The 9,326-nt window shown below is 60.9% G+C and carries 10 protein-coding genes; 6 read left to right on the top strand and 4 right to left on the bottom strand.

Annotated features, from left to right (window positions below):
* Positions 1-193 precede the first annotated feature (193 nt).
* Together CRO39_RS18770 and CRO39_RS18765 are read right to left on the bottom strand one after the other, a co-directional pair.
* Positions 194-874 carry an alpha/beta fold hydrolase gene (locus tag CRO39_RS18770; RefSeq protein ID WP_097123503.1) on the bottom strand — a complete coding sequence of 227 codons (681 nt, stop codon included), beginning with the start codon at positions 872-874 and terminating at the stop codon, positions 194-196.
* 205 nt (positions 875-1,079) lie between these two features.
* Positions 1,080-2,069: an AraC family transcriptional regulator gene (locus tag CRO39_RS18765; RefSeq protein ID WP_097123502.1), complete on the bottom strand. Its 990-nt coding sequence runs from the start codon at positions 2,067-2,069 to the stop codon at positions 1,080-1,082.
* Positions 2,070-2,180: 111 nt separating this feature from the next.
* Here CRO39_RS18765 and CRO39_RS18760 point away from each other — a divergent pair, with 111 nt between their 5' ends.
* The 3 genes from CRO39_RS18760 to CRO39_RS18750 all read left to right on the top strand — a co-directional run bounded on the left by CRO39_RS18760 (position 2,181) and on the right by CRO39_RS18750 (position 3,717).
* Positions 2,181-2,597 (top strand): nuclear transport factor 2 family protein, encoded by a 417-nt coding sequence (locus CRO39_RS18760; protein ID WP_097123501.1) that lies wholly within the window; start codon positions 2,181-2,183, stop codon positions 2,595-2,597.
* Between the two features lie 38 nt (positions 2,598-2,635).
* A complete protein-coding gene (locus CRO39_RS18755; protein ID WP_097123500.1) occupies positions 2,636-2,917 on the top strand; it encodes a putative quinol monooxygenase in 282 nt (93 codons plus the stop codon).
* 125 nt (positions 2,918-3,042) lie between these two features.
* On the top strand, positions 3,043-3,717 hold the full coding sequence (locus tag CRO39_RS18750) for a DUF2306 domain-containing protein (protein WP_238394659.1): 675 nt from the start codon (positions 3,043-3,045) through the stop codon (positions 3,715-3,717).
* 47 nt (positions 3,718-3,764) lie between these two features.
* On the opposite strand, the gene CRO39_RS18745 is transcribed toward CRO39_RS18750, so the two are convergent.
* Both CRO39_RS18745 and CRO39_RS18740 read right to left on the bottom strand, forming a co-directional pair.
* Positions 3,765-4,592 carry a hypothetical protein gene (locus CRO39_RS18745; RefSeq protein ID WP_097123499.1) on the bottom strand — a complete coding sequence of 276 codons (828 nt, stop codon included), beginning with the start codon at positions 4,590-4,592 and terminating at the stop codon, positions 3,765-3,767.
* A 202-nt stretch (positions 4,593-4,794) separates the two neighbouring features.
* Positions 4,795-5,646, bottom strand: a complete 852-nt coding sequence (locus CRO39_RS18740; RefSeq protein WP_162125856.1) for an energy transducer TonB — start codon at positions 5,644-5,646, stop codon at positions 4,795-4,797.
* A gap of 927 nt (positions 5,647-6,573) precedes the next feature.
* Here CRO39_RS18740 and CRO39_RS18730 point away from each other — a divergent pair.
* The 3 genes from CRO39_RS18730 (at position 6,574) to CRO39_RS18720 (ending at position 9,236) form a co-directional block, all read left to right on the top strand.
* Positions 6,574-7,290: an XAC0095 family protein gene (locus tag CRO39_RS18730; RefSeq protein WP_097123497.1), complete on the top strand. Its 717-nt coding sequence runs from the start codon at positions 6,574-6,576 to the stop codon at positions 7,288-7,290.
* 312 nt (positions 7,291-7,602) lie between these two features.
* A complete protein-coding gene (locus tag CRO39_RS18725; protein ID WP_176520232.1) occupies positions 7,603-8,730 on the top strand; it encodes an AAA family ATPase in 1,128 nt (375 codons plus the stop codon).
* 122 nt (positions 8,731-8,852) lie between these two features.
* On the top strand, positions 8,853-9,236 hold the full coding sequence (locus CRO39_RS18720; protein ID WP_141400864.1) for a hypothetical protein: 384 nt from the start codon (positions 8,853-8,855) through the stop codon (positions 9,234-9,236).
* Positions 9,237-9,326 lie beyond the last annotated feature (90 nt).

The raw sequence follows: 9,326 nt of genomic DNA, 5'->3' as shown, positions 1-9,326 counted from the left end.
TGACGGCCGGCGACTCTCGCCGAAGTCGAGCTCCCCGGGAAGTGGGCGAAGAAGAATTTGTGGGGATACCTCAGGTCTTGACCCGCCATTGCCATACGTCAGGCTGCGTTGACATCGGAACGAAGGGCGGTGGGCTGAAGCCCAGCCTACGCAGGCCTGATGCATGGGCCTGACTATTTTTTGCTGCGCGGCGTCAGCCGGCGATGTAACCCACCAGGAGGTCGGCCAACTCCTTCGGGTGGCTGAGCGCAACGCAATGGCAACCGGGAATCTCGTCGGGGGTGATGCCCAGGCGCTCTGTCGCTAGCCGGCGCAGGAAGTCGGGCGGGAAAAGATGGTCGTCCCTGCACAGCACAAATTTCGTCGGCACATCCGGCCACGCCTCGAGCGGCCATGGCGTGCGCCAGGCGGTCGTCGACTCATCGCGTTCCCTGCGCATAGCCTCCTCGGCCAGTGCGCGCGGCACACCGTTGTAATAGCCGACCAGGGGGTCTTCGCTGCCGGTCTTTCCGCCATCGCGCGCGGCCTGTTCGCGCGCGGCCTGGCTGTAGCCGGTGTTGATCCACCAGTCCTCCGGGGTCTCCCCCGGGGACGGAATCATCGCGGCCAGCAGAACCAGCAGATCGGTCGGGAGCCGGTCGGCCACCAGCGGTGCAGTGAAGCCGCCATACGACTGGCCCACGACCACCAGATCCCTGCGCCCGCCGACCGCCTCGACCACCGCGTCCGCATACTCAGCCAGGCCCGCGGAGTCGTCATCGCACGGCAGGTCGGGAGCGACCACATCGTGGCCGCGCAAACGCAACTCCGCCTCCAGCAGATGCCAGTACCAACCGACGTCTCCGCCACCGTGGATCAACACGAAAGTCGCCATGTCCGCAAATCCCTGCTGCAAAGCCGCTATTCGGTTGAGAGGGTATCAGGAAAGACACCACCCGTTGCCGCGAACTACACCGTTCGCGACAAGGAGGAAGAGACCCTGATCGCATTGCCACCACCGCAAGCTGCAATCCGATTCCTGCTGAAACGCTAGCTGGAGATGACCCTCGCAGTTTTACGATATGGCCGATGAAGCCAACCTACGGCTCTGCGGCTGTGGCCGGCGGTTGGCCGGCCTTCCGCTCCCTTCGGTACTGCCCCGGCGGCGTGCCGAACGTGCGCCTGAAGGCGCGGTTGAACGCCGCTTCCGATTCGTAACCAACGTCCTGGGCGACGCGCAGAACCTTCCAGTTCGTGGTCAACAAGCGCCGCGCGCCCAGCTGAAGACGCCAGCGCGCCAGGTATGCGAGCGGGGGTTCGCCCATGAGCTGGGCGAACCGGTCGGCCAGCACCGTGCGCGACGTGCCGCTTGCGCGTGCCAACTCGGGCAAGGTCCATGCGCGTGCGGGATCGCGATGCAGCAGCGCAAGCGCCTGCCCGACCTTGGCATCGCGCGCGCCGGCCAACCAGCCGGTGCGCCCCGCGGGCAACTCATCCATGTACCGGCAGAGCGTTTCCACGAACAGCGCCTCGGCCAGCTTGGCAAGCACTGCCAACCGGCCGGCCTGCTGTAGTTCCGGCTCGCTCACGCAGTGGCGTATCGCGCTCTCGACCCAGGCGCCCGCCGCACTGCTGCGCACGTTCGTCTTGAATATCGCAGGCAGGCCGCTCAGGAACAGGCCTTCTGCGTGACGCTCGCAGCCCAGGTAGCCGCAGATGATCCGGGTCACGGGTCCATCGCCACCCCATTTCTCAGCGGCCAACTCGCCCCTGGCCAGCTTCGGCAACAGCCGCGTCCCGGGAAACAGCCTGGAAGTCCGCCCGTGCCACATCTCGTGCGCGTCGCCGTGCGGAAAGACCACCATGTCCCCGGCCTGCAGGCTTACCTCGTCGTGACCGGCAGTACGGGCAGTCGCGCATCCCTCCGTCACCAGATGGAACAGCACCAGCCGCTCGCTGTCCGGTGAAATCGTGGGACGGATCTGTTCCTGCGCCGGCGTGGCGAATCGCCACGGCGCCGCGAACTCGCCGTTGAAGAAGAGCGCACCGGTGACGCGCACCGCGCGCATGGCTTCCGACAATGCATCCATCAGCCCATCTCCTGCAAAGAACTCCGGACTCTCGAACAATTCCAGCCCGGCGCGCCTTGGCACACTCTTTTCCACACAGGCGCAGTACGCCAAAAAGTATAGGAGCGAACCATGGAAACCCCGTTATCCCCGACCTTGCAAGTCATACAACGGTTCAACCAGGCATTCGTGCGACACGACGCCGCGCTGCTCGACGATCTGATCGCCGAGGACTGCGTCATGGAAAGCGTGGAGCCTGCCCCCGACGGCACGCGATACGTCGGCCGCACTGCGTGCCTCGCGTTCTGGAAGAAGCTGGCCAGCAACCGCGATGGCGAGTTCGCTGACGAAGACATCGTCGCCGGAGGCGAACACGGCATCATCCGCTGGCGCTATCGCTTCGGCCCCGGGCTGTCGAAATCGGTGCGGGGCGTAACGGTGATGCGCGTGCGCGATGGCGTCATCCTGGAGGCGCACGGGTACGTGAAGAGCGGTGAGGTCCCCGTGGCGACTTCAGTACGCAGCGCGACGACCTCTGGCGACGCCTGACCTACCCTGTGGATTAGCGGCTAGAAGGAGAAACGCTGATGATCATCATCGCTGGACATACGCTCACCGAAGCCGATAAGCGCGATGCCGCCGTAAAGGCATTCGCCGGCATGGTCCAACGGGCAAGAAAGCACGATGGCTGTCTTGACCTGTCTATCAGTGCCGACTCGGTCGACCCGGAACGCATCAACCTATTCGAATGCTGGCGAGACCAGCAGTCCCTGGACGCCTGGCGAAAAGTCGCAAAAGGACCACGAGTCAAACTGCGGGAAGCCTGCGTAAAGCTGTATCGCACCGACAAGGCCGAGAAGCCATTTTGAGTCGGAGCGGGCACAGGCAAGCATGGTAGGCGGGGGCGGCCGCATCTGGGCTAGCAGAATCGGATCAGATCAAAGCCCCGTGTATCCTTGGTCCGGGCAAGACCGAGGTGCCTATGGATCACCGGATGCAGGTCGCCACTTCACCCGCCCGTGTGCGCACGGTGTGGCGTATGGGCTGGGCCATCGTGTGGCTTGTGCTCGCAATGGTCAGCATCGACTTTCTGCTGACCGTCTACGGCAAGTACCGCCACCTGGATGCCGGTGCCTACGCTCTGTTCTGGTCGCGGCGGGGCTGGCTGTGGACCCACCTTGCCGGCGGGGCGCTGACGATTTTCCTGGGGCCGCTACAGTTCTTGACCCGATGGCCGCGGGCCTATCCGCGCCTGCATCGCTGGATGGGCCGGATCTACATGATCGGCATGCTTATCGCCTGCGCAGGTGCCATCGGGCTGATCGCCACCTCGCCGGCGCCGTTCGAAATCCGTTCGGCGTTCGCCGCCACCGCGCTGGCATGGTTGACGACCGCGTTGACCGCGCTGATAGCGATCCGTCGCGGCCGGGTGTGGCCACACCGGCGCTGGATGATCCGCAACTACCTGGTGACGCTCTCCCCCATCACCTTCCGGCTACTGCTTCAAGCGCAGTTGGCGATGGGGCTGGCACCGTCGCCAACCATGATCGCGACGCTGCTCTGGCTGAGCTGGCTGCTGCCGCTGCTCATCCATGAAGGGGTCCGGCGCATCGTGGACCTGGCGCGTTCGGCAAGCACGCATCGGGCTGCGCCCGTCGCTCCGAACTGACCATTGGACCTTCGCGGGCCAGACGGCACGGCGCAGGCCGCCATCGGTCAGTACGGTGCCGTTATGGACTCGAAGACCATATCGTTGAAGTCGAACAGGATCCGTTTGCCAATCAAGCCTTGATCCGTCAGCCGCGCGGCCTCCAGCCGGCCTTCGGTGGCCCATACAAGACGCTTGCGGTCCAGGTCCGCCCATTCCCAGTGCGGGCACGCGATCGATACGCCGGACGATGGATGGATCAACTCGTGCTCGTCCCAATAGCAGCCCTTGCCGGGAGGTGCGCCAATTTCGGCGTGCGCAATCTTCCGCAGTATCCAACCGCTTGGGCATGGCTTCTCGAAGACGAACCGGTCTTTCAACCTGTCGTTCTTGTCCTGTTCCACCAGGGTCCAGCCATCGCGCAACAGCCGCGGATAGTAGACGCCGGGGCATTCTCCCCCGTAGTTCGCAGGCGGCTGCCATGCGGCATCACGCCGCAAGGACGTAGCGTCCCGCAACACGGTGTGTCCATAGCCGTCGTTGAGCCAGTAGCTCCGGTTGCCCGTCCACAACCCGCCACCGTGCCAGCAGTCGCCTTTGGGAAATATCGCCAATGCCTTCAGGAAGGGCGCGCGGGAAATGGCGGTCCATGCGCCTTTGGCCTCGGTCTCCCATTTCCCGTTCATGGCGAAGTAGAGCAGGTGCTTGCCGTCGGGCGAGAGGTCGCAGCGGCGTTCGTAGATGCGCCCCTTCAACCATTGGCCGAGCTTGAATGCATCTGTTTTCCGATCCCACAGCAGCGCGGCAACCGACTTCGATGGACCTCGCCGGATAACCACGCCCAGCGGCGCCTCGCGTGCCAGCAGTACGTGGATTCGGGCTGCGAACTTGGCCATGCCTTGGGTGTGTATAGAGTGCCCGCCCTATTCGAACAGCCGCATCGAAGATGGTCAATGTGGGAGAGACGCGACACGACTGGATTGGATTGGGTGGCCGGGCGAAGCTGTTTTCCACCGGGATCGAATGGCTATGTGCGGATGCTCCTGGATGATTCCCATAACCACAGACACCGCGAAGCAAGTCCACCCTGTGCGGCGCTCAACTACCGGTCTTTGGACCCCGCAGCTTGAACGGTGCATCCGTCGAATAGAACTGGCCGGGCACCAGGGCGCCGATGCCGTCCTCGGCATCGCCACCATCGGCCGTGGGGTTCCGCCACGGGATCGGCGCGTACAGTCCAGGCACGTACGCGTGCCACCGGCCGTACTCGGTTGTCGAAGTCTTGCCAGGCATCAGGAAATCGACCGGCACGCGCACCTCCACCGGCGCCGGATGGGCCAGCCGTTCCGGTGAGATGTTGAAGGTCCACTGCTTCGCCGCGCCCACTGCGGCCTTGGCAAGAATCTTGCTGAACTTGAGCAAGGTCTTTTCATCGCTGACCACCGTCATATCGACCCGTTCGACATGCGTCTCGGCGACGGTGCCGTCGGGATTGAGGCGCAGCAAGACGTACACGGTTCCGGTCATCCCTGAGTGGGCGGCAAGCACTGGATATGCCGGCGGCGCGAGTTCCCCGTTTCTTTTCACGTCGGCCGGGGCGTTCGGATCCCGGAAGGCCGTGTCCTCGATGGTGACCCGGAGGCGGTCATCGACGCCGTCGATGGGTCGCGCCAGCAACTGCATGCTCATCCTGACCGCAGTGGGCGACTGCAACGGGCTGCCGTCGGCCTGTTTCGCGTCCAGTTCCCAGGTCGGGACGACCTTCGCAATCAGTTGCCTGGCTTCCGGCGGCAGTGCATCGGCCCGGTCAATGGCGTACGACTCCACGGTGCCATCGGGTGCAACCACCAGTTCACCGGTGACCAGCATGCTGGCCACGACCTGCTTGCGCATCTTGTCGTACCGCGCCGCCGAAGCGGCGGAAGTGCACAGCGCCAGCAGCGCGAACAACAGAATCCTTTGTGTCATGACCAGTCCCCTAAGTTCTATTCCAGCGGCGTCAGCGGCCGCGTTCCCCACCGCCGCGCGCATGCGCTTCGTCAAGAAGCCCTGGCATGAGCGCGCCTTTCAGAATACATGAAGAATAAACAGCCTTTGGCGAAACCGCCGGGTATTGCCCCACGCCCCAGCTCAGCCCCTGCGCACCCTCAACTACCTCCGCCCGGAGGTTTCCCCACATGCTCAACAATTCTCGTAGCCCGGGTAAGGCCAAAGGCCGCACCCGGGGAATGCGGCAGCGTCGTAGCCTGGGTAAGCGCAGCGCACCCGGGAACACCTCAACGTTCGCCAGACCATTCGATTGCATCAGATAGCGCCACCCAGCCTGGTGAACTGCACAACATGTATCCCACGCAAAGTCAGGATCTGCATTCTTCCCCGGTGACTTCCCCGGCGACTTCTCCGGTGACTGGTGTGACTTGCTCTCCTGCTTCCGTCCACTCGGATTTCGGTTGCCACACCACCGCTCACCCGCGCCATCCGAATCATTCCAAGCAAAGGGACTCCGAATCGAGCCGGCACCATGCCAGGGATCACCCACGGTGGCACCGCGGAAGCGGCTATCGCCCAAGAGAATCGCAGCGTCAGAGCGCACTACAAAAATTTGCCATATGCCGGTTGACAACCGCCATTTCCTGGGTGCAATCTTCGGGTCAAGGAGCGTAGAAACTCCTCTCATAGCGGTGCCCACCTCCGTCAAACCGGTGGGTTTTTTGTGCCTGTTTTTCACAGGCGCAACCGACGTGATGCCTGCGTCGGGAGGGCGGCTAATACAACACCCGAAAGGGAAATACGCCCGCCGGCTATGAGCGGTTTCTAACCTCCCGACTTCCCGTCGCCGTTCGGCTGCGGGTCACTTCATGGAAAGAGGACGCAACAATGTCGAAATTCGATTCGGATGATAAAGACATGCCCGGCTATTTGCTGTCGGAGGACAGCCGGTTCCGGCTGAAGAAGCTGCGCGATTACACGGAGTTCCTGTCCCGACTGGCACAGCCGCGCACGTCGGACGAGGCAGAAGAATGCGCGCCCGAGGTGCGCATGGGTGAGCTGGCAGTCTGTCTTGAGTTGCTGTCAGAGCAGGTCAACCTATTGTTGGAAGAGCTGTCGCGACCCGAGAAGCGGAAGGCGGGGGCGGTGAACGTAGGTGCGGAAGCGGATACCGAGGAAGATGAGGATGAGGATGAGGAAGAAGACGAGGAGGACGAAGACGAAGATGATGCGCCCGAGAAGATGCAGGAAATTTCCGTCGCGGTCGCCGAGCGTTATTCCTTCGGCGTCACCCTGGCTCAGATTGATTCGCTGGACCTTCTGACTCAGACCATCTCGGCACATGGCGACGTGGTGGCAGGCAGCCACGAGGCCGAATTCGCCGACCACACGCTGCCGCGGATAGGGCAGGCCATCTATGACGGCGTGGAAGCCGTACGCGCCATCCTGGACGAGGTGGAAGACCAACCGCTCGGGCCGTCACGGCGTCCGCTAAACCGCGTGGGCGAAACGCGGGCCACGTATGACGCAGGCTTTACGGGCCCGGCCGCACGGTCAGGATCGCAGCCCGACTTCCGCTATGGTCAGAGCCGCACGCTGCAATAAGGCGCCCGCGGTGTCCCACCGTCGGCCCGGCTTGCCCGGGCCGACGGCTGAGCGCAGTACCTGCGCATCGATTGTGTTCGCGGTGCAACCGCCAGGGCGCTTGTCAGCACCATCCATACCCAACCGTATGGTTCAACTAGCCGCTGAAAACCGCTTTACCTAGCTCAAAATTCTTCAATAAAGTCATCTTTTCACAAAAATCTGTATGGAAACGGGGCTACTATGGCAGCATGTTGCCAAAATGGGCGCGGACTAGCCATGCTTCTATCGATATCATTTTGCAATTTTCAGAGCTTCAAGAATGAAATAGCCTTGAAGTTAACGCTCAACAAGAACTCCCCCGTCCGAGGTTGGCAACGACTGTCGCCCAGTGGCGAGCGTGTCACTACGGCACTCGGCGTTTTCGGAGCGAACGCTGCAGGCAAGACAGCGTTCTTGAAACCCTTGGCATTCCTATCTTGGTTCATTAGCCAATCCTTCTCCTCCGAACCATCAGCAAAAATTCCGGTAACCCCGCATTTCTCCACTCCTTTAAACCCCACGAGGATTGAGATTGAAGCAGATGATAGAGAGGGTGTTGTTTGGAGATATGTGCTCGAGGTGACCAGAGAACGCGTGATACATGAAGCTCTGTACAAGAAGCAGAGTAGGTTCAAGTATGTCTTCGTACGCGATTTGGCCGATGATGGAGTGAGCTATGAAATCAAGCAACAGGGCTTTGGTTTCACGCCGAACGAAGCTAGAAAGGTTAGGCCTAATGCGTCTCTAATCTCGACAGCCGTACAGTACGGCGTCGAGTCTGCAGTGCATGTGGCAGACTTTTTCTTTGCCACCAATATCAACATTCACGGCCGAGTTTCGCTGGGTGGAGCCTTGTCGGTTGCCTCGGAGTTGTTTGGCAAGAACGACGCTATCAGACCTGCGATGATCAGCCTGCTGACCAGTTGGGATCTTGGTCTGTCAGATGTTGCGATCGAGGAGCTGGAATACAAAAAGTCAGATGGATCTACGCAGAAGATCTGGACTTCTTTCGGCAAGCACCAGACCAAAGAGGGTCTGACACACCACTTGCCGATGGAGCAGGAGTCCAGCGGCACTCAATCCGCATTCTTTCTTCTATCTAGACTGCTGCTTGTTTTGCATTACGGCGGCGTCGCGGCAATTGATGAGATGGAAAGTGATCTCCATCCGAATCTCCTTGAGCCAATTCTGGAGTTGTTTGACAAAGAGTCGACGAATCCTCATGCCGCTCAGATCCTCTTTACCTGTCACTCCTCTAAGGTCTTAGATCTTCTTCAGAAGTCTCAAGTCTATTTTATTGAGAAGAACGACTGCGAGAGTGAGGCATTCCGGGGTGATGAGATCGAGGGTCTTCGTAGTGACGACAACCTTCGCGCCAAATACGAATCCGGCGCCCTTGGCGCTGTACCAAAAGTATGACTCTGCCTCGTCGTGCACGGGTTGTCAGGCCGACCCTGCTCATCGTGGGCGAGGGGTACGCTGAAAAGTTTCTTCTTCAATACCTTCGATCAATTTACACGGCAAATATGCAGGGCCCTAGCGTGACTATCGCGAATGCGCGCGGAAAGGGTGCGAAGAACGTGATCAATCAGGCGATAGCCCTCGCTCGAGGATACAACGCCGTTGGCGCCCTGTTTGATACCGACACTGACTGGAGCACAGAGGTAGAAAGGCGGGGCCGAAAAAATGGCATTTTGATGTTTGCCGCTGCACCCTGCTTAGAAGGTCTCCTGCTCGACATCGCGGGAAGGCGACCTCTAGACACGGCCGCAGCCAACAAGCAGGCGTTCCTTCGCCAGTTCAATGGGCATGCACATGAGGAAAAATTAATCGCTCGGCATTTCAGTAAGGAGATGTTTGACCTAGCCCGAAGCCGAATAGACACGTTGAACGCTTTGCTTGACGCTTTCGGTCATCAAAGTTAGTTAGATAGGTTGAGGTGATCCAGCTAATCCCAACGTCAGAGCGACTGAATTGACGTGGAGCTGAGGCTCACCACGCGCACTCCGACCTTC

It is taken from the genome of Pseudoxanthomonas wuyuanensis, from assembly GCF_900215535.1.
In the GTDB taxonomy this organism is placed as follows: domain Bacteria; phylum Pseudomonadota; class Gammaproteobacteria; order Xanthomonadales; family Xanthomonadaceae; genus Pseudoxanthomonas_A; species Pseudoxanthomonas_A wuyuanensis.
This window is presented reverse-complemented; position numbering and strand designations above follow the sequence as displayed.

Excerpts from the sequence above, each read along its gene's own strand:
- CRO39_RS18770 (WP_097123503.1), bottom strand. The coding sequence starts at position 874 with ATGGCGACTTTCGTGTTGATCCACGGTGGCGGAGACGTCGGTTGGTAC.
- CRO39_RS18765 (WP_097123502.1), bottom strand. The coding sequence starts at position 2,069 with ATGGATGCATTGTCGGAAGCCATGCGCGCGGTGCGCGTCACCGGTGCG.
- CRO39_RS18760 (WP_097123501.1), top strand. The coding sequence starts at position 2,181 with ATGGAAACCCCGTTATCCCCGACCTTGCAAGTCATACAACGGTTCAAC.
- CRO39_RS18755 (WP_097123500.1), top strand. The coding sequence starts at position 2,636 with ATGATCATCATCGCTGGACATACGCTCACCGAAGCCGATAAGCGCGAT.
- CRO39_RS18750 (WP_238394659.1), top strand. The coding sequence starts at position 3,043 with ATGCAGGTCGCCACTTCACCCGCCCGTGTGCGCACGGTGTGGCGTATG.
- CRO39_RS18745 (WP_097123499.1), bottom strand. The coding sequence starts at position 4,592 with ATGGCCAAGTTCGCAGCCCGAATCCACGTACTGCTGGCACGCGAGGCG.
- CRO39_RS18730 (WP_097123497.1), top strand. The coding sequence starts at position 6,574 with ATGTCGAAATTCGATTCGGATGATAAAGACATGCCCGGCTATTTGCTG.